The organism is Lachnoanaerobaculum sp. (assembly GCF_057250505.1).
This window is the reverse complement of record NZ_DBHIEQ010000012.1, coordinates 1-25,385: the sequence shown is the minus strand read 5'-3', so window position 1 is coordinate 25,385 and position 25,385 is coordinate 1. Positions and strand designations below refer to the sequence as shown.

Genomic DNA, 25,385 nt, shown 5'->3' with positions numbered 1-25,385 from the left:
CAATTTGGCAGCCTTATTTTCATAAGGAGTGAAATGAAAAAGCATAAAGGATTTAAAGTTTTATTTTTATGTTTTCTGATATGTATTGTCTTTACCTTTATAGGATGTAGAGACAAGGTGGCAGTATCAAATACCGAAGTCTCAATGACTGAGACTGTAGCGGATATTAAAACATCGAAGTTTTCCATGCATTTTATAGATGTGGGACAGGGAGATGCCACGCTTATAGGTTGTGACGGCGAGTGGATGCTTATAGATGCAGGAGATAATACAAAGGGTACTGCCGTGCAGCTTTATCTTAAAAAGGCCGGGGTATTAAAACTTAAATATATTATCGGAACGCATCCCGATGCGGACCATATAGGAGGTATGGATGTTATAATCACAAAATTTGACTGTGAAAATATCTTTTTGCCTGATAAAAAAAGTGACAGTAGGGAATATGAAGAATTAATTGATGCTATAAATTATAGAAATTATAAGATTAGTGTACCTAAAGTAGGAGAAAAATTTTCCCTGGGAAGTGCCGACTTTACAGTACTTGGGCCGATAAGTAAGGCTGAGAGTAACAACAATAATTCTATTGTTGTTAAGGTAAAGTATAAAGATACTTCATTTTTACTTTCAGGAGATGCAGAGAGTGAGGAGGAGCAGGAAATAGCGGATTCCGGGGTTGATTTAAAAGCGGATGTGTATCACGCCGGGCACCATGGAAGCAATACATCATCAAGCAGTGATTGGTTAAAGAAAATATCACCTGAGTATGTGGTGATAAGCTGCGGTAAGGGTAATACTTACGGACATCCGCACAGGGAAGTGCTGGATGAGTTCAAAAAGCTTGGCGCAAAGGTTTACAGGACTGATGAACAGGGAAGTATAGTGGTAAGTTCTGACGGAGTGAAACTGTCATGGAATGTAAGTCCTTCAGATACATGGAAGTCGGGTTATGAAAATGCAGGTACAAAGGATGTTGTAAAAAATAAAGCCGATACGGTGCCTCAAAGGAATATGGCGGAAGATAAAACAACTGAGCCGGGAAACAGTCTTGAAATGACCTATATACTTAATAACAACTCACTTAAGTTTCACTATCCGGACTGTAAATCGGTACCTAAGATAAAGGATAAGAACAAGGAAGAAGTAAAGACTACAAGGGATGAGCTTATAAAAAGAGGTTATGAACCGTGTAAGATATGCAATCCTTAGATATCTTAGGCGGATATATGATATAATGCAATAAATAATATAAAAATACGGAGACTACAATAATGAGCGGAAATAAACAAATTTTACTGGTTAACGATCTTGCAGGTTACGGAAAGGTGGCGCTTTCAGCCATGATGCCGATAATGTCACATATGGGATTTGAGATATTTACACTTCCTACAGCACTTGTATCCAACACTCTTGACTACGGAAAGTTTGAGATACTTGATACTAAGGATTATATTGAAAAGACTGTCAATGTATGGAATGAGCTGAATTTTTCATTTGAGTCTATAGCGATAGGATTTATCGCATCTGATGAAGAGGCCGATATTTTGGCGAATTTTTGTGACAAGCAAAGTCAAAAAGGTACTTTTATATTTGTTGACCCTATAATGGGAGATGACGGCAGACTCTATAACGGTATTGCAAAGAATGCTGTAGAAAACAGAAAGAGACTTCTTAAGTTTGCAAATCTTATAAAACCGAATTTTACAGAGTGCTGCCTGCTTACAGGTATGGAATACAAAAAAGAGGGATTTTCTAAAGAAGAAAATGAGGTTATGTTGAGAAAACTTATAGGGAAAAATCAATCTTCGGCGGTTATTACATCCGTGCCTTTTGAGGATAAAAAATACTGCCTATGTTATGACGCCGATACAGATAAGATTGCCTATATTGAATATGATGAGATAGATGTCAGATTCCCGGGAACAGGAGATATATTCTCAGCGATATTGGTGGGAGATATATTGGGAGGTAAATCACTTTTTGATGCGACTTCACACGCTATAAAAGTAGTAAGGGATATGATAAATGCTAATATAAAAAATGCGGACAAATATCGCGGCATACCGGTGGAACAGTATCTTTATCTGGTATAGATTTAATATATGAATATTTTTGATGAGATAGATGATAATCTTTTCAGACCGCTGACCGGAACTAATAAAAGAAAATATGCCGATATACTGGCTTTGATTTGGGATAAATGTAAGAGAATGCCGATGTATTCTATAGAAAAAAGCACCGTCTTTGATATGGCGGAGGAATATCTTCTGGGCTTGGGAGAGAGTGTGGAACTTGATATTGAAGAGCAGGTAGATATCAGCGGAAATATCTCGGATATGCGAGTAGTGGCAGGTACTCTTATCAGAAGGCTTAGAGATACAGGCTGGCTATTGGAAAAACCCGGTGAATATGAGGACGAGGACAAGCTGGCTATACAGTATAAGGTTGTGCCTATACTTAAGTCATTTAAAGAGGTTGTCAGTCCGACGATTGTTACATATAAGGGTAAGCTTTTCAAAATATATTCAATGTTTGAACATATATCCGAGCAGGGAAGTCCGTATGAAGGCGTATTAAAAGAGGCGTCGGAAGACTTTGACAATCTGAATCAGGCGCTTAGAACCTTGTCGGCTTCAATAGAAGATCATATAAATGAGTTGACTATGGGTAAGAGTCCGCAGGAGATATTGGAATTTTTTGAAAAATATGAAGAGAAGATAGTTGTGGGCTCATACCATAGGTTTAAGACAAATGACAATCTGTTTTATTACAGGTCAAGTCTGTATGAAAGCATTGATAAATGTGAAGACAGCCTGTTTGACGCACTGGTGCTTGACTGTATGGATACGGAACGTGTAGAAAAAGATGAGGCTGAAGTTAAGATAAGAGAACTGATAACGAAGGTTCGAATGGACATTGAAGAGATGGAAGGTCTTATGAGGGCTATTGACGACAGACATATAATTTACAGGACAAGAGCCGTACAAAAAGCACAGTTTTTGCTGCTGTCTGACGGAAGCAGTAAGAGTAAAATCAATAATATACTGAGGTTTTATGCAAGTACCATAGATTCAAAGGAAGACGGATACAAAGACGATGATACTGTAGGAAGTGAAATCTTTCAGATATTTTGTCAAAACTTTTTTGACAGCACTTCTATTGCATCTCCTGTGAGGAAAAGGAAGCCGACACCTATTGAACTTATGAGTATATTGGAAGAGCCGGATATGGAGCTTGTGGAAGAGAAAAACAAAAAGATGATGGAGTATATAAAGAATGCTTTGACATCTGAGAATGTAAACAGGTTTGCGAGGGATATTCTTGCAGGAAATCATGCCGTGCAGATAAGTTCGGTATTTGAAAAGGACCCTGATACATTTACAAAGATTATAGGACTGTATACATATTCAAAGACATCTGAAAGAGAATACGATATAAGATTGAAGGACAATGTGGTGGAAATAAACGGTGTAAGGTTCAAAGATTTTATTGTTGAGGAAAGAAGATAATGGCGGTTGATATAAAAGAAGAGATAGCCAATTACCTGTTGAATAATTGTTTTTTGATGGGAACTGTGGATACTACAAGAGAGAAGTACTACTATGTTATAAATCATGAAGAAAGTTTCAGACAGATTTTTTTACCTATAGGATATACTTTGGTAGTTCACAGGAACTTGAGGGTTATTCAGCTTATCAATAATCACGGTAGCGGCAGAATTATATTAAAAAAATATGAGAGTATTATTTTGCTTATACTCAGACTTTTGTATGTAGAGAAAAGAGAAAGTTTATCCACAAGCGAAGACAGAGTGTTTGCGACAGTTGAAGAGATAAAAAATGAATATGAGAAGCTCAATCTACCGAGAAAATTTGACAGAGTATTGTTGGAAGAGTCTTTAAGGAATATAAAAAGATACAATCTTTTAAAGGTTGAGGACAGACTTTTGGATATGGATGCAAAGATACAGATTTACCCTTCGGTGATGCTTGCCATGCCGGATGTAAATATAAATAAGGCCTATGAGGAGACAGCCAAGCTTTTGACACAGTATGAAAACAGCGAAGACGGAGATGAAGAATGATTAGAATGACGAGGCTTCATCTGATAAATTGGCATAATTTTCAGGATGAGATATAATAGATTTCAAAAATATCACCTACCTTTTGGGGGTGAACGCTGTAGGAAAGACTACAATAATGGATGCCGTAAGGTATTGTCTTACTACAAATAAGGATTTCAATACGGCGGGAAATAAAAAGAGCGGAAGAACTCTTTTAGGTTCGGTACATCAAAAGCAAAGGGCGGAGGATTCATATCTTCGTCCGGGACATACGGTTTCATATATAGGGATAGAGTTTTTGGATGAGGCTATAAAAAAGAACTTTGTAATAATTGCCCGTATAGAATCCGAGACTCCAAGGCAGGATTTAAAGGGGGTATATCAGGACTGGTACATTACAAAACCGGGATTTGTTCTTGAGGACATTCCTTTTTTTACAAAGAAAAATGATGCCAAGAGACCTACTTCAAGAGATGCCTTCAAACTTGAGAATAAGGGTATGGACAGGGCATCCAATCAGTCGGATGCAAAGAGAAGGATTTGCAGAGTGCTGGGTATAGGTGAGGCAAACTCACCTATCGGAAAGAAGTTTAATGAGGTTTTCCACATGGGCACGGGACTTGATGATATAAAGGATATCAGAGAGTTTATCTATACATATATTTTGCCTGAGCCTGAAGTGAATATAGAGTTTTTGCAAAAGGATATGCTTGAACTTGAGAGATTGCAGGAGGTACTGCAGGAGGCAAGTGACAGAGAGGAACTTTTAAAAGAGATAAATGAAAGAATAAAGTCGGCAAAAGAACTCCTTGGCAAAGTCAAAATAAATGAGAGTCTGGTCGCTTATGCAAATCTCCAGGAAAATATCGAAGAGACAAATGAGAAAAAGTATCTTATAGAGGAATGGAATAAAAGTATTGAGATGCTTGATAAGAGATTACTTGAACTTTCAGAGAGTGAGAATCAGGCATCCTCTCTTTTATATGAAGCACAAAGAGCGGCGGAAGAAAATGTGGAAAATAAGGAAATGCTCTCACTTGAAAGTGAAAATAAGAACAATAAGCTTGAGAATGAGAAACTTATATTGGAAGCAGGTATATTTGATGATGTACTTAAAAAGCTGTTTTTGCTTGCAGACAGGCTGAATAAGACAGGATTTTATGTCAAGGTAGCCGAATGTATAAAAGATGAAAATACTGAAACGGATGACAGGATAAGGGAAATTAAAAACAGTGCAAAGCTTTTTGCGGACATTGAAGAAGAAATCAAAAATCGTGATGCAAAGATAAGAAATGATATTGCAGAGCTTAATGAGGAAAGTGATATACTTTCAAAAAAGATAAAGAGTTTGGAATCAGGTGTTATGTGTTATCCTGATGAAGCGGTATTTGTAAGAGATAAGATAAATGCTTTCTTGAGCGAGCAAAGTAAAAGAGCGGATGCCAAGCTGCTTTGTGAACTTTTATATATGACGGATAACAGCTGGCAGGATGCTCTTGAGAGCTATTTGAATACTCAGAGGTTTAATATTATTGTTGAACCTGAAAATTATCTTGCAGCAAAAAAGGTCTTTGTATCTCTGGGAGATAAAGTTAAGGGAATAGGTCTTATAGATACAAGAAAGATAAAGGAGCCTGAGTACAAGTCTTTGAATGAGGTTTATCTTGGAGATAAGATTGATTCTGAAAATATCTATGCAAAGGCATATGCAAGATATGTTATGAAAAATGTCATTTGCTGTGAGTCGTCAGACGATTTGGAGAATTTTTCAAAGAGCGTAACAAGAGACAGACTCAGATTCCAAAACTTCTGCTTACAGAGGATGGCAAAAAAAGAACATTTCATAGGTGTTGATGCCATAGCAAAGCAATTAAAAAGCGCAAAAGAAGAGTTTGCAGGCGTCAAAAAAGAACTTACAAAACTTGGAGAAGAAAAGAAAAATTTTGACTCTATTTATAACGGATATACAAAGTTCAGAGCGGGTGACAACTTCGGAAAGCTTGAAAACTACTGTGAATCAAAGTCAAAGTCAAAAGTACTTTCGGATAAGATAGAAGACATAGCAAAGAAGATAGAGGAGTTTAAGAAAAATCCTATTCTGCTTGCTATGTATGACAGAGTGAAGGAGTGTAAGAAGAACTTAAATGCCGTAAGAGATGAGATAACGGATAACAAGGCAAAAAAGCAAAACCTTAACTCCGATATAAACAGGGCAAAAAATTTGCTTGAGGAGCTTGAAGCGAACCTTTCAAATTTGCAGGATATATACGAGAAAAGTGTGGAGGAGTATCCGGAGTTTATAAATGACGTTGAGAAGAAGTATCAAAATGAAAGAAAGTCAAAGAAGGCTTCAGTCATTGCCTACAATTTTTCAAATCGTGTAATTCAGGACAATATTGCGTTTAACAACTACTTAAATCAGGAACTTATACCGCTGCAACAAAGATACATGGCGACATATACCTGTGATTATGCTACAGGGCTTGGAGGAGCGAACAGGTATATGCAGGAGTTTCTCACATTGCAGAATATAGAGCTTGAAAGACATAAGAGCGAACTTGTAAATGCACAGATAAGGTGTAAAGACAGGTTCCGCAAAGAAGTATTGTTCAGAATGAAGGATGACATCTCAAGGGCAAGGCAGCAGTTTAAGCAGATAAATCGTGTTATGGAAAATCTCGAGTACGGTGAAGAAAGCTACAGATTCGGAATTGACAAGAGTAAGGACAGGGAGCTTGGAATGTTCTATGATATTATCATGGACAAGGATAATATGCAGATTGACAGAGACAATGAAATGCTTATGCTTATTGCAGAGAGTAACAAGTCTGGAGTATTTGAAAGTCAGATTGATGACTTTATGCAAAGAATTATGATTGACGTTGAGGAACATGCAAGGCAGAATCTTTCAGGTCAAAAGTCAGGTGCCAAAAGTATGGGAATGTATGTGGATTACAGAACATATCTGGACTATGACATCATTGTAAAAAATTCCGTGACGGGAAATGAGGTGGGACTTTCAAAGGTCAACGCGGAAGGAAGCGGAGGTGAGAATCAGGCTCCTTTTTATGTGGCTATCTGTGCATCTCTTTTGCAGATTTATGAGCAGAGCAAGGAAGGTTCTATAAGGCTTATACTGCTTGATGAAGCATTCAACAATATGACAAGCGACAGAATAGAGCCGATGATGAATATGTTTAAAAAGCTTAATTTGCAGCTTGTTCTGATAGCAACGGCTGAAAAGGCTACAGCCATATTGCCGTACTGTGATATTACATATTCTATTGTAAAGTCCGGAAACAGGAATGCGATAGGAGTGTTTGAGAGGATTGAGGATGGACTACATTAAGGATATTTTGAACAGATTGATAGATATTTATGAAAGAAGAGAAGGCTTTAAAAAAGAGCCTTCTTCTTTGCGTGTGATACAAGCGGATATAAAAAAGCTCTACCCTGAATATGTGGACAGGTACAATCACAATGTGTATAAGGATATCAATACAGCAATAGAAAAGTTGATAAATGAAAATCTTATTGAATCAAAGGCGGATGAGAGCGGAAAATATGAAAAGGTAAAATTAAATGTCGAAAATATCTCAGAATGCTATAAGAGAGTAAAAAGAATTGATATACCAAAACAGTGTGAGAAAATAAAAGAGGTGCTGGATTTATTTAAAGATAAGAATATGCCTGTACTGTGCAGTATTGTATCCGATTGGAGTAAGCTTATATCAAACTATAAAAAGCTGCCATATGATATAAAATATGACAAAGAAAGACTTTTTAACATACTGAAAATACTTGAAGCAATACTTGGGCTTGGTCGTGAGAGCTATATAAGAAATTTTTCAACCGCAATGTTTAAGGACTCCAAGAGATTTCAAAGGGAGTTTAAATCAACTGTAGAGAGTATACTTTTTGATTATACGGATGAGGTAGTGGAAAAAGATAAGATACTTGAGTACTACAACCTCTATGAGAATCCCACATATGTGTATATAAAAGGTGATATAGTAATCAAGTTTGAAGATTCGGTTATTCACGTAAGGGAAATTAACGGAGGTATTGCACTCTCAAATTCGGCACTTGAAAAGATAAAGGAGATAAAGGTAATTGCAAATTCTGTAATCACTGTGGAAAACCTGACCACCTATCACGATGAAGATGAGAAAGACAGCGTATACATTTATCTTGGAGGTTATCACAACAGATCAAAGCAGGTAATATTAAAAAAGATATATGATGAGAATAAGCACTGTGAATATCTGCATGAGGGAGATATAGATGTATACGGATTTTTGATACTTGAAAATCTCAGAGAAAAAACAGGAATACCTTTTAGACCTTTGAATATGGGGGTGGATACTGTAAAGAGGTTTTTTGATGCGAAAATATATAAAGAGCTTACGGCTTCAGATATCAATATGATAGAGAAAAAGAAAGGAAAGCTTGGAGAGTATAGGCAAGTATTGGAATTTATGCTCTCACATAATTGTAAAGTGGAACAGGAATCCATAAGGGCGGTTGAGATTTTAAATTAGGTTGGTTTTGCCTGTCAAGTCTGAATTTTTATAATAAGTACAAAACGGCAAAGTGCATAAAAATTGTGTTTAAAAATACTTATCCACATTATCCACATTTTTATCCACAAAAAAGGTGAGTTATTGGGTGCCTATAAAGCTTATAAATAGGCTGTTTGTGGGTTATGAACCGACTTATCCACATTATCCACATTTTATCCCCATATCGACTACCTTTGACTTGGTGGATAAATAATAGAGTTTATGAGATAAAATATATAAAAGTGCAGTTTTTTCATCAAAAATACAATTGGCTAACAATTTAACTAAAATCACAAAAATTCTAAAAAATAATGAAATTGACAGTACAATTATAAAATTAAATTGAATTTATAGTAAAAAAGTGCTATACTATAGCTAAATAAAAAGAAAAGGAGCTTATACATATGCGTTATACAATTACTGGAAGAAATATCGAAATAACTGATGGTTTGAAGAAGGCGGTAGAGGAGAAGCTTCATAAATTAGGAAAATATTTTACAGAAGAGACTGAGGCGAAGATTACACTCAGTGTGCAAAAGGAGGCACATAAGATAGAAGTTACCATCCCGACCAAGCAGGGGCTTATCAGAGCCGAAGAAGTAAGCGGAGATATGTACGTAAGCATAGATAAGGTTGAGGATATCATAGAGAGACAGATAAAGAAGTTCAAAAACAAGCTTGTAGATAAGAAGCAGTCAAGTGTATCTTTCTCAGATTTCTTTATAAAAGAAGATTATTCGGATTCGGATGAAGAAGATGAGATAAAGATTGTAAAGACCAAGAGATTCAGTATCAAGCCTATGGATCCTGAGGAGGCGTGCTTACAGATGGAGCTTTTGGGACATGATTTCTATGTATTCAGAAATGCGCTAAGCGATGAGATTTGTGTAGTATATAAGAGAAAAGACGGCAAGTACGGTATTATAGAGCCGGAAGTATAAAAGCACATTATTAGGAGTCTTCGGACTCCTTTTTTATTTGAAAATAATATCAAAAAATTTGAATATATATTATAATAAGGTCAGGATTGTGAAAGCATAAGGTGTTTAGCAAGCCATGATTTTGAGGGTGCTTTCGATGATGTTAAAAGAGCGGCAGTTTGTTTTAAAGGAGGAAAATGAAACATAGAGATATTATAGAAAAAATGACATTGGAAGAAAAATGTGCCTACCTCTCAGGTAAGAATGCCTGGGATACAAGGTCATTTACATCCATAGGAGTTGATGTACTTCACCATGCGGACGGTCCTACGGGTGTAAGAAAGCAGGCGGGAAAGGGAGACCATTTAGGGCTTAATGCAAGCGTACCCGCCACATGCTTTCCGACTGCCGCCACACTTGCAAACAGCTGGGATGAGAAGCTGCTTGAAAAGGTCGGAGAAGGACTTGGAGCGGAGGCTGCCGCTGAAGATGTGAATGTACTTTTGGGTCCGGGAATCAATATAAAGAGAAATCCGCTCTGTGGAAGAAATTTTGAGTACTATTCCGAAGACCCGTATTTAAGCGGAAAACTGGCAGCCGCAATGATTAGAGGTATTCAAAGTAACGGAATAGCTTCCTGTGTAAAGCATTTTGCCGTAAACTCGCAGGAACTTAGAAGAATGGCAATGGATGCGGTGCTTGATGAGAGGACGCTAAGAGAAATATATATCACAGCGTTTGAGATAGCTGTCAAAGAAGGACATCCGAAGTCTGTAATGACAAGCTACAATATGGTCAACGGAGTATACGCCAATGAAAATGAGCATCTTTTGATAGATATTTTAAGAAAGGATCTTGGGTTTGACGGTATGGTTGTCACAGACTGGGGTGCTTCAAACGACCATGCACTTGGTGTAAAAAACGGTTCAAGTTTGGAGATGCCCGCTCCCGGACTTGACAGTGCAAGAGAACTTTTGGATGCTATAAAAGTCGGAAAGATAAAGGAAAGCGATATCGATGCCAGAGTGGATGAGCTTATAGAGATTGCTTTATCAACAAAAGATAAGAAAAAGCCGAAAGATAAGGCAAAGATGTTTGAGGACAATCATGCGCTTGCAAAAGAGGCTGCCAAAAAAAGTATTGTACTTTTAAAAAATGAGGACAATATTTTGCCGCTGAACTCTAAGAAAAAGATTGCCATAATAGGAGATTTTGCCTTCAATCCGAGATATCAGGGCGCAGGTTCTTCAATGGTAAACGCAACTGTGGTTAAGGATGCAAAGAAACTCTTTGAGAAGTTGAATATTGATTCAAAAAATGTGCAAAAACTTGAAAACAAGATAGAATCAAGATTAGAGAAGGTTGAAGATAGGCTTGATAAACTGGATATGAATCCTACTTATGCAGGAGCAGGCATTACAAAAGTAAATCCTACCAAGGTGGACACATTACAAAGAATCCTTGAAGAGTCGGATTTGGAAGTGATAGGAACGGCGAGAGGATATTCAAGGCTTGATAAGGAAGATGATGCCGTTATGACCGATGAGGCGATGACACTTGCAAGGAAGGCTGATATTGTGCTTTACTTCTTCGGACTGAATGAGGCAAGCGAGTCTGAGGGTCTTGACAGGACACATCTTAAAATTCCGAAAAATCAGATAGATTTGATGGAGCAGCTCTCAAATGAGAACCAAAATATAGTAGGTATTATAAGTGCAGGCTCATGTATTGAGATGCCTTGGGAAAAGCATCTAAAGGCTATATTACACGGCTATCTTTTCGGACAGGCAGGTATGGGCGCGGTATTTGAACTGCTTACAGGAAAATTGAGTCCAAGCGGAAAACTTGCCGAGACCATAGTAAAGAGATATGAAGATGAGCCGAATGTAAGATATTATCCTTCAAAGGAGAGAACTTCAGAGTACAGAGAGAGTATCTTTGTAGGCTACAGATATTTTACCACAAGGAATGTGGATGTACTTTATCCTTTCGGATACGGACTTTCCTATACGGAGTTTAAGTACAGCGATATAGAGGTGGACGATGAAAAGGTAAGCTTCTATATTGAAAATATCGGAAAGGTGACAGGTGAGGAAGTCGCACAGCTTTATATAGGTTTGAAAAACTCAAATATCTTCAGAGCTAAGTATGAGTTAAAGGGATTTAAAAAGGTAGCACTGTCTCCCGGTGAGAAGAAAAAAGTCACTATAAGTTTTGATGACAAGTCTTTCAGGTTTTATAATATAATGACGAATGCTTTTGAGGTGGAAAGCGGTGAGTATGATATATATATCGGCAGCAGCTGTGAGGATATCAGATTGCAGACCACACTTAAGGTAAACGGAAATGCAAAGGTTTTCCCGTACAATAAAAAAGAGCTTCCTTCATACTACAGCGGTGATATAAAAAGAGTCGACGATTCCGAGTATAAGGTTTTGCTTGGAAGAGATATACCGGACGGTCATTGGAGCGGTGAACTGGGTATCAATGACGCACTTTGTCAAATGTATTATGCAAAGAGTTTTATTGCAAGATTTGCCTACAGAATACTGGATAAGAGATTGAAAAAATCATTGGAAGCAGGCGTGCCCGACCTTAATACTTTATTTCAGTTCAATATGCCTTTCAGGGCTATAGGAAAGATGAGTAACGGACAGGTAAGTATGGAGATGGTGGATTCCATTGTGCTTTTGGTAAACGGACATTTCTTTAAGGGAATATTCGGAATAATATCCGGATATTTTAAAAACAAAAAGGCAAATAAAAAATACAAAAAAGAATTCTTACAAAGAGAAGATTGAGAAGATTTATGATGTTTTTAAAGGAATGGATAGACAGCCATCCGAACATATGGGAGTTTATCAAGTTTAATATACTCTCAAATGTGGCAACGATAGTAAATTTTATCGTGATGTGGATAGCCACATCCGCTTTTACAGGTCTTGGATGGCATCTTATACCTTTTAAGTTTTTTATATTTAACTATGCGGACAATATTGAGCAAAATCTTGGAACGGCAGGTTTTTTAAGCTTCCTTGCAGCTACCGCACTTGCACAGACTGTAAACTTCTTTGTGCAAAAGCAGTTTGTGTTTAAGTCAAATGCGGCTTTTAAGGATGCAATACCCAAGTATATAATTCTCGCCGTAGTTTTGGTTATAGTTTCCGCGGCACTGCCTGCATATTCACAAAAGTTTTTTAGGGATATAGGGGTGAGTGCAAGTCTTGTACCTACGCTGGCAAATGCGCTTAATATCATAGTACAGGTGGTTATCAGCTACCCTGCAATGAAATTTATAGTGATGCCGGAGAAAAAATAAATATATCGGAGGAATATTATGTTAGCTATCAATATGGCGGATGTGGTAAGTGTGATAAAGTCGATTGCTCCACAGCTCATAGCTATAGTGACACTTTTGGTGTGTGCGCTTGTAGTTATGTTTATTACAAGGAACAGAGAACTTGCCTTTAAAAAGTTATCAAGGTCGGCTGCCTGGATTCTTTTTATGGTAGGTACGGTTATCAGTGTCAATATGATGTTGAACGGTCCGCTAAAGACCATGATTACATTGGCAACGGGAAGAGGCGTTATAACTGATAAGTCACTTGATGAAGCAAAGACTTTGGGAGAGGACATCGCAGGAGAAGGAATTGTACTTTTAAAGAATGATTCGGCACTGCCGCTAAAGAAAGGTACAAAGCTCAATCTGTTCGGATGGTCGTCTACAAACCCGCTTTACGGCGGTACAGGTTCAGGCGGACTCAACGACTCATTCCCTACAGTTTCACTGATTGACGGTATCAAGAATGCCGGATTTGAGGTAAATGAGGACTTGGTTAAGTTCTATACCGATTTCAGAGCAAAGAGACCTACAGTAGGAATGTGGGGTCAGGACTGGACAATACCTGAGCCTTCAATCGATCAGTACAAAGAAGCGAATGTTTTTGAAAATGCCAGAAAGTATTCGGATAAGGCTGTAGTGGTTATCGCAAGATCGGGCGGTGAGGGTGCAGACCTTCCGAAGAGCCTTGACCCGAATACCGAGGACAACTTTACTGACGGAGGTACATTCGGTTCAAAGGGACTTAGATACAGTGACCAAAAAGATGACCTTGATGCAAACAAGAGCTACTTACAGCTTTCAAATAGAGAAGCTGCAATGCTTGATGCGGTAAATAAGACATTCAAGGATATTGTGGTTATTATCAATTCCGCAAATCCTATGGAGCTTGGATTTGTAAATGATTATGAGAATATTTCAAGTGTGGTTTGGTGCCCGGGACCGGGACAGACAGGATTTAACGCACTTGGAAAGATCTTGGACGGTGAGATAAATCCTTCAGGTAAGACAAGCGATATATTTGTATATGATTTGAAGAAGAGCCCAAGCTACAATAACTTCGGAGATTTTCAGTATACAAATATGGACGAGTTTTCTACAGATGACAGAGGTACAAAGCATAAACCGAGCTTTGTAAACTATGCCGAGGGCATCTATGTAGGATACAAATTCTATGAGACTGCAGCCAAGGAAAACGCTATCAACTATGCAGGTTATGTGCAGTATCCTTTCGGCTACGGACTCTCATATACCAATTTCACAAAGGAGATGGGTGAGATTGTTGCAAATGACGGTAAGATAAGTATTGATGTACTTGTAACCAATACGGGAAATGTTGCCGGAAAAGATGTGGTGGAGATTTATTATAATCCGCCTTATAAAAACGGAGGAATCGAAAAGTCGAGTACAAATCTTGTCGGATTCGGAAAGACAAAGCTGTTAGGGCCTGGAGAAAGTGAGACTGTAAAAGTTACCTTCAATTTGGAGGATATGGCATCATATGATGAGAAGGATAAAAAAGCGTATGTGCTTGAGGCCGGAACATATGAGATAAGCCTTCAGGAGGATTCACATAATATCCTTGACACAAGAACATTCCCGATTGAAAAGGATATTGTATACAATAGTGAAAATAAGAGAAGCAGCGACAATGAAGTTGCAACAAACAAGCTTGACGATATGAGAGGAAACTTCACCGTACTTTCAAGAAAGGACAAGTTTGCAAACCTTGAAGAAGCCACAAAGGCTCCTACAGATTTTACATTACCTGAGGATAAAAAGGCTGCATTCTTAAATAACAGCAATTACGATGCTTCAAAGTTTGACGTGGAGTCCGATAAGATGCCTACAACAGGTGCAAACAATAAGCTTAAGCTAAAGGACCTTCGAGGACTTGAATATGACGACCCTAAGTGGGATGCTCTGCTTGACGAGATGACCTTTAACGATATGTCAAAGCTTGTAGCGCTTGGAGGATATCAGACAGTAGCCATCGGCAGAATAGGAAAGGTACAGACAGTAGACTGTGACGGACCTTCATCTATAAACAACAACTTCACAAAGAAGGGTTCAATAGGTTTGCCTGCGACTATAATGCTTGCAAATACCTTCAATACCGAGCTTGCACATTCATTCGGTGACAGTATAGGAAAGATGGCAAATGAGATGCAGGTATCAGGTTGGTATGCACCTGCTATGAACACCCACAGAAGCGCTTTTGCAGGAAGAAACTTCGAGTACTACTCAGAGGATCCGATACTTTCGGGAAAGATTGCGGCAGAGGCTGTAAAGGGCGCTGCTGACAACGGAGTATATGCTTATATCAAGCACTTTGCGTTAAATGATCAGGAGACCAACAGAACATACCAGCTTATGACATGGGCGGATGAGCAGACGGTAAGAGAAGTATATCTTCGTCCTTTTGAAATCTGTGTAAAGGAAGCGAATGCCAAGGCTGTGATGGCGGCTTTCAACCACTACGGAACCACTCCGGCGTATGCATCGGATAATGTGTTAAATAAGATTCTCAGAGATGAGTGGGGATTTAGAGGAATGGTTTTGACAGACTACTTCGGTGCCGGCGGATACGGATATTTGGATGCAAACAGAGCTACAAGAAACGGTACGGACTTCTGCCTTACAGCTATTGATGCAGGTTTCAACTACGTAAAGGATAAGAGCGCCACAGCAACACTCGCACTCAGAAAAGCGTCACATAATATACTTTATACTACGGTAAACAGCAGAGCATATGCACCTGAGAACTTAAACTTGGGGTTAATGGGATGGCAGATTGCCACTATTATAGTAGATATTATTTGTGCGGCAGCTGTTGTACTAATTCTTATGAAAACATGGAAAAACTTCAAGTTCAGAAAGGAGCTTGAAAGAAGAGAAGACAGAGTAAGTCCTGTAGCGGAAGTTGCAGACGGTGATGCCTCAGAGGCAAAATCAGATAAAATAGTGGAAGATAAAAATACAGAAAATGAATAAAGATTGTTTAGCATATAAATTAAAAGAATATGTCAGCTCCGGTATATTGCCTATGCATATGCCGGGGCATAAAAGAAAAGTGCCTAAAGCAATAGAAGAGATGATGACGGACATTTATAAGATGGATTTGACGGAAGTGGAAGGCACCGACAATTTGCATGATGCTACAGGCATCATAAGAGACTCTATGGAGTTTGCAAAGCATGTATACAAAAGTGATAAAACATACTACTTAATAAACGGCTCAAGCTGTGGTATACTTTCAAGTATAAGGGCTTGTGCTTGCACAGGAAATTATAAAAATGAAAAGTCATATATAGCAGTGGCACCGAATGCACATTTTAGTGTATACAACGCTATTGAACTGCTTGATTTGACACCTATATATTTAGATGTTTATTATAATGAACTTGATATCGCAGAAAGCTGTGATATCAAGGCATTAAAAAGTATCTTAAGAGTTAATAGAGAAAAAAATATAGTGGCTGCAGTGATAACTTCACCGACTTATGAGGGAGTGGTATCAGATATAGAAAAGATTGCAAAACTTCTGCATGAGAATGACATACCTCTTATAGTGGATGAGGCACATGGCGGTCACCTTAATTATATAAATAATATTGATTACGGCAAAAGTAAAAATAAATTTTGTGTGTCTGCACTTGATTTGGGTGCAGATATTGTGGTGCAAAGTCTTCATAAAACATTGCCGTCACTTACACAGACCGCACTCTGTCATATAAACTCCGAAATCGTGAGTGAAAAATATATGGAAGAGTCGCTGCACATATTTGAGACCAGTTCACCTTCATATATACTTATGGCAAGTATTGACGCCTGTATAAGGTATATGGCAAACAGCGATGAAGAAATCAAAGATTATCTGAATAATTTATTTGAATTCAGACGTGTTGTGAAAAAATTAAAACATATACGTTTGTGGGAAGATAAGAAGAAACTTGGATATGATTTTACCAAGCTTGTAATCTGTTGCGATATGTTTGACGGAGTTACATTGGCGCAGATACTGAGAGACTCTTACAATATTGAGACAGAGATGAGCAAGCTTGATTATGTTTTGGCTTACAGCACACTTTGTGACGGTAAGGATGATTTTGATAAACTTTATAATGCTTTAAAAGATATTGACAATAACTTCTTATATATGGAAAAAAAGCCTTTGGCAGGTCTTGATAAAAAGTATCTGGGAACGGTTGCCAAGGAAAATATCTACATATATCCTCCCGGAGTTCCGGTATTAAAAAAGGGAGAGATAATGGAGAAAAGACATTTTGATGTCTTGGATGAATATATTAAAAAGGGAAAAAAAGTCTACGGATTGGACTTATAAAATACAATGGGAAAAATTTATTATGTTATGGGAAAGAGTGCTTCGGGTAAAGATACAATCTTTAACAGGCTTCACGACGAATGTCCCAGGACAAAAAAGATTATAACATATACTACCAGACCTAAGAGGAGTGAAGATGTAGAAGGCGTAAGCTATCACTTTGTAGACGAGCCTGTTATAGAAGAGTACAGAAGACAGGGCAAGCTTATAGAGATGAGAACATATAATACCGTTCAGGGGAGGTGGACTTATGCCACTATTGACGACGGTTCCGTGCATCTTGAGAGTAAGAACTATCTTATAATAGGTACGCTTGAATCTTATAAAAAGATAAGAGAGTATTTCGGTGCCGAAAATGTTGTGCCTATCTATATAGAGCTTGGTGACGGTATAAGACTTCAGAGGGCTGTGAACAGAGAGATGATGGAGGAAAAACCTAATTATGCGGAGCTTTGCAGGAGATTTTTGGCGGACAGCGAAGATTTCTCGGATGCAAGGCTTGAGGCTGCAGGTATTACCAAGAGATATTTGAATGAAGATTTGAATAAATGTATCTTGGAAATAAAAAAAGATATGGGAATCATATAAGATGAGTGAATTTATTCTTGGAAATGAGAAGGTGAGAAATCATCTGAAAGAATCAATAATAAAAAATACGGTTTCACATGCTTATATCCTGGCAGGAGATAAAGGGATAGGTAAAGAAAAAATTGCAAGAGAGTTTGCCATGAGGCTTATATGTGAAAATGGCCATGTCGGGTGCGGGAAATGTCCGGCCTGCAGGCAGTTTCTGGCAAATGTGTATCCTGATTTTTTTTATATGGATGCGGAGGGCAAGGAGAGTATAGGAATAGACAGAATCAGAGAGAGTGTTGTATCCGATGTGGCCATAAGACCTTACCACGGAAAATATAAAATATATGTTATAGATGAAGCGGATAAGATGACTGTCGGAGCACAGAATGCACTTTTAAAGACTATAGAGGAGCCACCGGAGTATGTTGTTATCTTGCATTTGGTAAGAAATATGAGTCTGCTGCTTGAGACTATAAGGAGCAGGTGCTTAAAACTTTTGTTAAGCCCTGTAAGCAATGACAGGATAAAAAGGTGGCTTTGTGAAAACGGCTCAAGTGAGGAAATGGCCGCCGTAGTGGCATCTTACTCAAACGGTGCGCCGGGAGTTGCAAAGGCTATGGCGGAGTCGGAGGACTTCGCCTCAATATATGAAAAAAATGTAGAGTTTTTAAAGAAGGTTTGTGAGGCGGGTATAAATGATATACTTATCTTTATTGAAGAACTGAAGAAAAGAACCGGCGGTTTCAAAGATTTTATAAATTTTCTCAGGCTTTGGTATAGAGATATTTGTATCATAAAGCTTACCAAGAAGAAGGAAAATCTTATATTTATAAGAGAAGAAAGCATTATTTTTAGGCTTTCAAGGGAATATACACTGCAAAAGATAAATAGTATAATAGACTTGATAGATGAGACGGAGATTAGACTGAATTCCAATGTAAGTGGGGACACGGTTATGGAATTGCTTTTTATCGGACTTAGAAAATAGGAGAGAATGATGAAGATAATCGGCGTTAGGTTTAGGGAAGTGGGGAAAATCTGCTACTATGATCCTGATGATATTGATATAGATGTAAACGACAGGGTTATAGCTGAGACCGACAGAGGTGTGGAATGCGGCAGAGTAATATTGGGGCCAAGAGAACTCAGTGAAAACTATACTAATCCCATAAAGAAGATTATTAAAAAGGCGGATATAGAGGATGTTGTCAGATTTGAGGAGAATCTGAAAAAGGAAAAGGAAGCTTTTGATATATGTAAGGCAAAGATAATAGAGCTTGATTTGCCTATGAAGCTTATTTCGGCCGAGTATACATTTGACAATGCAAAGGTACTGTTTTATTTTACGGCCGAGTGCAGAGTGGACTTTAGAGAGCTTGTAAAGATACTGGCTTCTATTTTCAGAGTGAGGATAGAACTCAGACAAGTAGGTGTAAGAGATGAGACAAAGATGGTAGGCGGAATGGGGTCATGCGGCAGAGCACTTTGTTGTCACAGCTACCTTTCAGATTTTGTGCCTGTATCTATAAAGATGGCAAAGGAGCAGAGTCTTTCACTGAATCCTGCAAAGATAAGCGGAGTATGCGGCAGGCTGATGTGTTGCTTAAAAAATGAGGCGGAGACTTATGAATATTTGAACGGAAAGATGCCGAGAGAAGGGGTAAGTGTATATACTCCTCTTGGAGAATCCGGAGTGGTAGTTTCCACAAGTGTACTTAGACAGACTGTGAAGGTGCTTGTAACCAAGTCTGAGGATGCAAAGGAAATAGAAGAATATTCACTAAGTGAGATAAGGATACAAGCTTAAGACATGGGTGAATTATTAAGAGAAGAATGTGGAGAGAGGCTTGATGATTTGCAGTGCAACGGGCTTTACCTTATACAGGACCCGGATAAGTTTTGTTTCGGGATAGATGCCGTACTTTTATCAAATTTTGTAAAAGTAAAGAAAAACGGTCATGTTGTGGACCTTTGTACAGGAAGCGGTATAGTTCCTATACTTTTGAGCGTAAAGACCGAGGCAAAAAAGATAACAGGAATTGAAATACAAAGCAATATTGCAGATATGGCAAGTCGGAGTGTAAGCTATAATAAGCTTGATGAAAAGATAGATATTATAAATGACGATATTTCAAATGCATTAAAATATATAAATAATTGCAGTGTGGACAGTGTCTGTGTAAATCCTCCGTATATGAAGGATACGACAGCTATAAAAAATCCGGATTTGCCGATGGCAATTGCAAGACATGAGTTACTTACAGATCTTGAGACTGTAATAAATATTGCAAGTAAGCTGTTAAAAGAGAGCGGAAAGTTTTTTATGATACACAGACCCAGCAGACTTTCTGAAATATTTGCATCAATGAGGCAAAACAGGATTGAACCTAAAAGGATAAGATTTATTCATCCTTATATTGAAAGTAAGGCAAATCTTGTGTTGATAGAGGGGGCAAAGGGATCGGGAGTCTGGATGGATGTGGAACATCCTTTGGTGGTATATAAGGATAAAAATGTTTATACGGATGAGGTGTTAAAAATATATGGCAGGTAAGATATATTTGGTGGCTACACCTATCGGCAATCTTTCGGATATGAGTATAAGGGCAATAGACACTCTGAAAAATGTGGATATTATTGCCTGTGAAGATACAAGAAATACAATAAGGCTTTTGAATCATTTTGACATAAAGGCGCCTTTGACATCGTATCATGAGTACAACAAGATAGATAAGGCTTATGAACTGTGTGAGAAGGTAAAGACAGGTAAGAATATTGCATTTGTGTCGGACGCCGGTATGCCTGCGATATCGGATCCGGGATATGAACTTGTGGATATTGCATACAAAGAGGGGCTTTGTGTTACCGTTATACCCGGAGCAAGTGCCGTGGTATCCGCGCTTGCAATAAGCGGTATCAGTTCAAGAAGATTTTCGTTTGAAGGTTTTTTACCAAGCGATAAAAATGAAAAAAAGCAGATACTAACCGAGTTTTCGGATGAGAGCAGAACAATAATACTCTATGAGGCGCCTCACAGGCTGATAAAGACATTAAAGGAAATTTTTGAGTACCTTGGGGACAGGAAAATTTCTATAGTAAGAGAACTTACAAAGCTTCATGAAGAGGTGCTTAGAGGAAACTTAAGCAATATAATAGCAGACTATGAGTTGGGTAGGGTTGCAGTCAGAGGTGAGTATGTACTGGTAATAGAGGGAAAAAGTCTTCTTGAAAAAAGAAGTGAAAGACAAAAATCCTTTGAAGAAATCAGTATAAAGGAGCATTTCGATAAATATATATCGGAAGGGCTTGATAAAAAAGATGCTATGAAGGCTGTAGCAAAGGATAGAGGAATACAAAAAAGGGAAGTTTATAAAGAACTTCTGGGAGAGTAAGGAGATAATATGAGAATCGGAGTAGGAAATGACCATGCGGCTGTGGAGCTTAGAGAGGTTATAATAGAGCATCTGAAAAAAGCCGGTCATGAGGTGTTTGAGTTCGGTGCAAAAGAAGGTGAAAAATGTGATTACCCTGTACCGGGAAGAGATGTGGCTGAGGCAATAGCGGCAGGAAAGCTTGACAAGGGAGTACTTATCTGCGGCACAGGTATCGGTATTTCTTTGGCGGCGAACAAGGTGCCGGGAATCAGAGCGGCGGTATGTTCGGAGCCTTATTCGGCAAAAATGGCGGCACTTCATAACAATGCTCAGATTATCGCATTCGGCGCCAGAGTGGTAGGCTCGGAGATGGCAAAGATGATTGTGGACACATTCCTTGCTACAGAGTATGAGGGCGGCAGACATCAAAACAGACTTGATATCATCACTGAAATAGAAGAAAAGTACTCAAGGTAAAGATATGGGAATAGCGGATTGGTTCAATTTTGAAACTGCAAAGCAGAAAAAGAAAAAAATGGACAGATATTATAAAAAGCTGTATCCGTTCGGTGAAGAGCAAAAGAGTTGGGAAGAAAACAGGTTGAATGAAGTCTTTCCTAAGAATAAAAAGACAAAGAGTTATCATTTTGAACTTTTGATTTTGCGTGAGAGTATTGCAAATCTTTCAGATCCGGATATTTATGATGAAGATGAAGAGCGTCCGAATGTGGAAGAAGTAATAAAAAACTGGAAAGATAAAGAGACGGTTTATAGGTTAAAAACTGAAGAAAAGCAGGCAATAATTGATATTGCACTTGAGGAAATGGAAGAATTTAAAAAGTGAGGTAAATGTAGTATGAATCTTGATGAGCAGAAGCAGTTTATATTAGACGGTAATATGTATAATGATTTGACTGATGAGTTGGTTAAAGCACGTGAAAATACAGTATTTTTGACTGATGAGTATAATGCAAGTTTTGGAAAACCGTCGGAAGTAAGGGAAGCTATACTTAGAAGACTTTTAAAGTGTATCGGTAAAGGTGTTCACTTTGAACCTAATTTCAGATGTGAATTCGGATATAATATTTCAATAGGCAATAATTTTTATGCAAATTTTGATTGCATTATGCTGGACGGCGGGGGAATTGAGATTGGTGACAATGTGCTGTTCGGTCCAAGAGTCGGAATATATACTTCCAACCATGCAACAGATATGTGGGAGCGTACTCATGGAGCCTGCTATGCAAAGCCTTTAAGGATAGGTAATAATGTTTGGATTGGGGCAGGTGTAAATATAAATCAAGGCGTAACAATAGGAGATAATACAATTATAGGTTCGGGAAGTGTGATAACAAAGGATATTCCTGCAAATGTAATTGCGGCAGGAGTGCCATGTAAAGTGATTCGCAAGATAACGGAAGCGGATAAGACGGGATATAGTGTATAAATAATTTTATAATGCTTATATAATGATTTTATTCAAAGGAGATTTATGGATAAAAAAGTATTAACAGTACAGGACATCTCATGTTTTGGACAGTGCTCTATAACAGTGGCACTACCTATTCTTTCAGCTTGTGGTGTGGAGACAGCTATAATGCCGTCTGCAATTTTATCAACACATACCGGCGGATTTAGTGTATTTACTTTCAGAGATTTGACTGAGGATTTGCCGAATATTATGGAACATTGGTTAAAAGAGAATATCAGCTTTGATGCAATATATACAGGTTATCTTGGAAGTAAGAGGCAGATCGATATAGTAAAAGAACTGTTTAATAATCTACTTAAGCCTGAGGGTAAAAAAATAGTTGATCCTGCTATGGCAGACAATGGTAAGCTATATACAGGCTTTGATGATGCATTTGTCAAAGAAATGAAAACTCTGATTGCAGCAGCTGATATAATATTGCCGAATATGACAGAGGCAGCCCTTCTAACTGACAGTGATATAATCCTTGAAAATCAAAGCGGTGAATATATAATGAGTATTATTCATAAACTTAGAGAGCTTGGTGCAAAGAATGTAATATTAAAGGGTATCAAGAACATGGAGGGTAAGCTTGGAATTGCCGTATATGAGGGCGAGAATGACAATATGGAGATATTCTATATTGACAGAATAAAGAAAGATGCACATGGTACAGGTGATTGCTATGCTGCGGCATTTACAGGAAGTCTTATGAAGGGTAAGACTATGAGAGAGGCTGTAGAGATAGCTGCAAAATTTGTTTCAGAGGCTATATTAAAGACAATAGATGACGACAGCCACTGGTATGGCGTAAAGTTTGAGAAAGCTATACCTGTGCTTGTGAGAGAGTTGGATAAATGATAAAAATTGATGTAGGGGATATACTTACATTGAAAAAGCCACATCCCTGTGGCTCATATGAGTGGGAAGTACTTAGAATCGGACAGGATTTGCGACTGAAATGCGTTGGTTGTAATCATCAGATGATGATTGCAAGAAAGAGTATAGAAAAAAGCATTAAATCACAAGAAAAAGGAAAAGATATACAATGAGTATTTTGAATGTGGAAAATTTGAGCCATGGTTTTGGTGATAGAGCTATTTTTGACAATGTTTCCTTCAGAATGCTGAAAGGTGAGCATATAGGACTTGTAGGTGCCAACGGAGAGGGTAAGTCTACATTTATGAGCGTGGTGACCGGTAAGCTTATGCCGGATGAGGGCAAAATAGAGTGGGCAAAGAATGTTCAGATAGGATACCTTGACCAGCATTCCGTGTTGCAAGAGGGTATCAGTATCAGAGATGCCCTAAAGCAGGCATTTGATCATCTTTTTGATATGGAAAAAAGGATGAATGAAATCTGCGATATGCTTACAATGGCTGATGAAAGTGTGATGGATGAGCTTATGGAGGAACTTGGCACTATTCAGGAACTTTTGATGGCACATGATTTCTATACTATAGACGCAAAGGTGGAAGAGGTTGCAAATGCACTGGGACTTAGCGATATAGGACTTGACAGGGATGTGACGGAACTTAGCGGAGGACAGAGGACAAAGATCCTTTTGGCTAAGCTTTTACTTCAAAAACCTGATATTTTACTTCTGGACGAGCCTACAAACTATTTAGATGCCGAACATATAGAGTGGTTGAAAAGATATTTACAGGACTATGAGAACGCATTTGTACTTATCTCACATGATATACCTTTCCTCAATTCGGTGGTAAATATCATATACCATATGGAAAATCAGGAGTTGAACAGATATGTGGGAGACTACGACAAGTTCCTTGAGGTATATGAGGTAAAGAAAAAACAGCTTGAGGCTGCCTACAATCGTCAGCAAAAGGAAAGAGAAGAGTTGGCTGATTTTGTTGCCAGAAATAAAGCAAGAGTTGCCACCAGAAATATGGCTATGAGCAGACAAAAAAAGCTTGATAAGATGGATATAATAGAGTTTGTGGCAGAAAAACCGAAGCCGGAGTTTAACTTTAAAGAAGCAAGAACTCCGGGTAAGACTATATTTGAAACAACAGATCTTGTAATAGGCTATGATACACCGCTTTCAAAACCTATAAATGTAAGGATGGAAAGAGGAGAAAAGATAGCTATGTTCGGTGCAAACGGTATCGGCAAGTCCACTCTTTTAAAGAGTATATTAGGGCTTACAACTGCAATTTCCGGCAAGACTGTTCTTGGAGATTATCTTGAGATAGGATATTTTGAGCAGGAGAGTGACAATAAGTCAAAGAATACCTGCATAGAGGAGCTTTGGAGTGAGTTTCCGGGCTTTAGCCAGTATGAAGTCAGATCGGCTCTGGCAAAATGCGGTCTGACGACAAAGCATATAGAGAGCCTTTTTAGAGTGCTTTCAGGCGGAGAGCAGGCTAAGGTAAGACTTTGCAAGATTATAAACAGAGCCACTAATGTACTGTTTTTGGATGAGCCTACTAACCATTTGGATGTGGATGCAAAAGAAGAGCTGAAAAGAGCGTTGAAAGCGTATAAGGGAAGTATACTTTTGATTTGCCATGAACCTGATTTCTATGAGGATTTTATAACGAGAAGTATAGATTGTAGGGAATGGTCGTTGAGGGTATAATGAGGTTTTAAGGGATATCGTTTCGCTATTCCTTTTTATCTAAAAAATTACAAAAAAGTTTTAGAAAATGGAAGAGAAAGGTGTCAAGCATAAATGATTATGTCCTAAAATAATTATTTTATAAGCCCCACAAAA

At 38.2% G+C, this 25,385-nt stretch carries 22 protein-coding genes; all 22 read left to right on the top strand.

Annotation, left to right across the window (positions count from 1 at the left end):
* The first annotated feature begins 33 nt into the window (after positions 1-33).
* The 22 genes from ACO6FI_RS06705 to ACO6FI_RS06600 all read left to right on the top strand — a co-directional run bounded on the left by ACO6FI_RS06705 (position 34) and on the right by ACO6FI_RS06600 (position 25,250).
* A complete protein-coding gene (locus ACO6FI_RS06705) occupies positions 34-1,206 on the top strand; it encodes a ComEC/Rec2 family competence protein (RefSeq protein WP_485456678.1) in 1,173 nt (390 codons plus the stop codon).
* Positions 1,207-1,268: 62 nt separating this feature from the next.
* A complete protein-coding gene (locus ACO6FI_RS06700; protein ID WP_485456677.1) occupies positions 1,269-2,090 on the top strand; it encodes a pyridoxamine kinase in 822 nt (273 codons plus the stop codon).
* Between the two features lie 9 nt (positions 2,091-2,099).
* The gene (locus ACO6FI_RS06695; RefSeq protein WP_485456676.1) at positions 2,100-3,506 is read left to right on the top strand and encodes a Wadjet anti-phage system protein JetA family protein; all 1,407 of its coding nucleotides are present in this window, start codon (positions 2,100-2,102) and stop codon (positions 3,504-3,506) included.
* Positions 3,506-4,081, top strand: a complete 576-nt coding sequence (locus ACO6FI_RS06690) for a DUF4194 domain-containing protein (RefSeq protein ID WP_485456675.1) — start codon at positions 3,506-3,508, stop codon at positions 4,079-4,081. The genes ACO6FI_RS06695 and ACO6FI_RS06690 overlap by 1 nt, the downstream gene beginning before the upstream one ends.
* A gap of 115 nt (positions 4,082-4,196) precedes the next feature.
* On the top strand, positions 4,197-7,409 hold the full coding sequence (locus ACO6FI_RS06685) for an ATP-binding protein (RefSeq protein WP_485456674.1): 3,213 nt from the start codon (positions 4,197-4,199) through the stop codon (positions 7,407-7,409).
* Positions 7,396-8,601, top strand: coding sequence for a Wadjet anti-phage system protein JetD domain-containing protein (locus ACO6FI_RS06680; protein WP_485456673.1), 1,206 nt, complete (start codon positions 7,396-7,398; stop codon positions 8,599-8,601). Before ACO6FI_RS06685 ends, ACO6FI_RS06680 begins: the two co-directional genes overlap by 14 nt.
* A 425-nt stretch (positions 8,602-9,026) precedes the next feature.
* On the top strand, positions 9,027-9,563 hold the full coding sequence (gene hpf / locus ACO6FI_RS06675; protein ID WP_485456672.1) for a ribosome hibernation-promoting factor, HPF/YfiA family: 537 nt from the start codon (positions 9,027-9,029) through the stop codon (positions 9,561-9,563).
* 176 nt (positions 9,564-9,739) lie between these two features.
* On the top strand, positions 9,740-12,343 hold the full coding sequence (locus ACO6FI_RS06670; RefSeq protein ID WP_485456671.1) for a beta-glucosidase: 2,604 nt from the start codon (positions 9,740-9,742) through the stop codon (positions 12,341-12,343).
* Between the two features lie 8 nt (positions 12,344-12,351).
* Entirely contained in the window at positions 12,352-12,861 is a 510-nt protein-coding gene (locus tag ACO6FI_RS06665; protein ID WP_485456723.1) for a GtrA domain-containing protein, read from the top strand.
* A gap of 18 nt (positions 12,862-12,879) precedes the next feature.
* Entirely contained in the window at positions 12,880-15,876 is a 2,997-nt protein-coding gene (locus tag ACO6FI_RS06660; RefSeq protein ID WP_485456670.1) for a glycoside hydrolase family 3 N-terminal domain-containing protein, read from the top strand.
* A complete protein-coding gene (locus ACO6FI_RS06655; RefSeq protein WP_485456669.1) occupies positions 15,869-17,227 on the top strand; it encodes an aminotransferase class I/II-fold pyridoxal phosphate-dependent enzyme in 1,359 nt (452 codons plus the stop codon). Before ACO6FI_RS06660 ends, ACO6FI_RS06655 begins: the two co-directional genes overlap by 8 nt.
* A 6-nt stretch (positions 17,228-17,233) precedes the next feature.
* Positions 17,234-17,815 carry a guanylate kinase gene (locus ACO6FI_RS06650; protein ID WP_485456668.1) on the top strand — a complete coding sequence of 194 codons (582 nt, stop codon included), beginning with the start codon at positions 17,234-17,236 and terminating at the stop codon, positions 17,813-17,815.
* 1 nt (position 17,816) lies between these two features.
* Positions 17,817-18,791, top strand: a complete 975-nt coding sequence (locus ACO6FI_RS06645) for a DNA polymerase III subunit (RefSeq protein ID WP_485456667.1) — start codon at positions 17,817-17,819, stop codon at positions 18,789-18,791.
* 9 nt (positions 18,792-18,800) lie between these two features.
* On the top strand, positions 18,801-19,610 hold the full coding sequence (locus ACO6FI_RS06640; RefSeq protein ID WP_485456666.1) for a PSP1 domain-containing protein: 810 nt from the start codon (positions 18,801-18,803) through the stop codon (positions 19,608-19,610).
* Between the two features lie 3 nt (positions 19,611-19,613).
* Positions 19,614-20,357 (top strand): tRNA1(Val) (adenine(37)-N6)-methyltransferase, encoded by a 744-nt coding sequence (locus tag ACO6FI_RS06635; protein ID WP_485456665.1) that lies wholly within the window; start codon positions 19,614-19,616, stop codon positions 20,355-20,357.
* A complete protein-coding gene (gene rsmI, locus ACO6FI_RS06630; protein WP_485456664.1) occupies positions 20,347-21,195 on the top strand; it encodes a 16S rRNA (cytidine(1402)-2'-O)-methyltransferase in 849 nt (282 codons plus the stop codon). Before ACO6FI_RS06635 ends, rsmI begins: the two co-directional genes overlap by 11 nt.
* Positions 21,196-21,204: 9 nt before the next feature.
* Entirely contained in the window at positions 21,205-21,654 is a 450-nt protein-coding gene (rpiB, locus tag ACO6FI_RS06625; RefSeq protein ID WP_485456663.1) for a ribose 5-phosphate isomerase B, read from the top strand.
* A 4-nt stretch (positions 21,655-21,658) separates the two neighbouring features.
* On the top strand, positions 21,659-22,021 hold the full coding sequence (locus tag ACO6FI_RS06620; protein ID WP_485456662.1) for a hypothetical protein: 363 nt from the start codon (positions 21,659-21,661) through the stop codon (positions 22,019-22,021).
* Positions 22,022-22,033: 12 nt separating this feature from the next.
* Positions 22,034-22,624, top strand: coding sequence for a sugar O-acetyltransferase (locus ACO6FI_RS06615; protein WP_485456661.1), 591 nt, complete (start codon positions 22,034-22,036; stop codon positions 22,622-22,624).
* Between the two features lie 45 nt (positions 22,625-22,669).
* On the top strand, positions 22,670-23,509 hold the full coding sequence (locus tag ACO6FI_RS06610; protein ID WP_485456660.1) for a pyridoxamine kinase: 840 nt from the start codon (positions 22,670-22,672) through the stop codon (positions 23,507-23,509).
* A complete protein-coding gene (locus ACO6FI_RS06605; protein ID WP_009447375.1) occupies positions 23,506-23,700 on the top strand; it encodes a DUF951 domain-containing protein in 195 nt (64 codons plus the stop codon). The genes ACO6FI_RS06610 and ACO6FI_RS06605 overlap by 4 nt, the downstream gene beginning before the upstream one ends.
* Positions 23,697-25,250: an ABC-F family ATP-binding cassette domain-containing protein gene (locus tag ACO6FI_RS06600; RefSeq protein WP_485456659.1), complete on the top strand. Its 1,554-nt coding sequence runs from the start codon at positions 23,697-23,699 to the stop codon at positions 25,248-25,250. The genes ACO6FI_RS06605 and ACO6FI_RS06600 overlap by 4 nt, the downstream gene beginning before the upstream one ends.
* The last annotated feature ends 135 nt before the right edge of the window (positions 25,251-25,385 follow it).

Bases quoted from the DNA above. Each gene is read 5' to 3' on its own strand.
- ACO6FI_RS06705 (WP_485456678.1), top strand. From the start codon at position 34: ATGAAAAAGCATAAAGGATTTAAAGTTTTATTTTTATGTTTTCTGATA.
- rpiB (WP_485456663.1), top strand. From the start codon at position 21,205: ATGAGAATCGGAGTAGGAAATGACCATGCGGCTGTGGAGCTTAGAGAG.
- ACO6FI_RS06670 (WP_485456671.1), top strand. From the start codon at position 9,740: ATGAAACATAGAGATATTATAGAAAAAATGACATTGGAAGAAAAATGT.
- ACO6FI_RS06600 (WP_485456659.1), top strand. From the start codon at position 23,697: ATGAGTATTTTGAATGTGGAAAATTTGAGCCATGGTTTTGGTGATAGA.
- hpf (WP_485456672.1), top strand. From the start codon at position 9,027: ATGCGTTATACAATTACTGGAAGAAATATCGAAATAACTGATGGTTTG.
- ACO6FI_RS06655 (WP_485456669.1), top strand. From the start codon at position 15,869: ATGAATAAAGATTGTTTAGCATATAAATTAAAAGAATATGTCAGCTCC.
- ACO6FI_RS06640 (WP_485456666.1), top strand. From the start codon at position 18,801: ATGAAGATAATCGGCGTTAGGTTTAGGGAAGTGGGGAAAATCTGCTAC.
- ACO6FI_RS06665 (WP_485456723.1), top strand. From the start codon at position 12,352: ATGATGTTTTTAAAGGAATGGATAGACAGCCATCCGAACATATGGGAG.
- ACO6FI_RS06650 (WP_485456668.1), top strand. From the start codon at position 17,234: ATGGGAAAAATTTATTATGTTATGGGAAAGAGTGCTTCGGGTAAAGAT.
- ACO6FI_RS06620 (WP_485456662.1), top strand. From the start codon at position 21,659: ATGGGAATAGCGGATTGGTTCAATTTTGAAACTGCAAAGCAGAAAAAG.
- ACO6FI_RS06660 (WP_485456670.1), top strand. From the start codon at position 12,880: ATGTTAGCTATCAATATGGCGGATGTGGTAAGTGTGATAAAGTCGATT.
- ACO6FI_RS06635 (WP_485456665.1), top strand. From the start codon at position 19,614: ATGGGTGAATTATTAAGAGAAGAATGTGGAGAGAGGCTTGATGATTTG.
- ACO6FI_RS06615 (WP_485456661.1), top strand. From the start codon at position 22,034: ATGAATCTTGATGAGCAGAAGCAGTTTATATTAGACGGTAATATGTAT.
- ACO6FI_RS06685 (WP_485456674.1), top strand. From the start codon at position 4,197: ATGGATGCCGTAAGGTATTGTCTTACTACAAATAAGGATTTCAATACG.
- ACO6FI_RS06700 (WP_485456677.1), top strand. From the start codon at position 1,269: ATGAGCGGAAATAAACAAATTTTACTGGTTAACGATCTTGCAGGTTAC.
- ACO6FI_RS06680 (WP_485456673.1), top strand. From the start codon at position 7,396: ATGGACTACATTAAGGATATTTTGAACAGATTGATAGATATTTATGAA.
- ACO6FI_RS06605 (WP_009447375.1), top strand. From the start codon at position 23,506: ATGATAAAAATTGATGTAGGGGATATACTTACATTGAAAAAGCCACAT.
- ACO6FI_RS06645 (WP_485456667.1), top strand. From the start codon at position 17,817: ATGAGTGAATTTATTCTTGGAAATGAGAAGGTGAGAAATCATCTGAAA.
- ACO6FI_RS06690 (WP_485456675.1), top strand. From the start codon at position 3,506: ATGGCGGTTGATATAAAAGAAGAGATAGCCAATTACCTGTTGAATAAT.
- rsmI (WP_485456664.1), top strand. From the start codon at position 20,347: ATGGCAGGTAAGATATATTTGGTGGCTACACCTATCGGCAATCTTTCG.
- ACO6FI_RS06695 (WP_485456676.1), top strand. From the start codon at position 2,100: ATGAATATTTTTGATGAGATAGATGATAATCTTTTCAGACCGCTGACC.
- ACO6FI_RS06610 (WP_485456660.1), top strand. From the start codon at position 22,670: ATGGATAAAAAAGTATTAACAGTACAGGACATCTCATGTTTTGGACAG.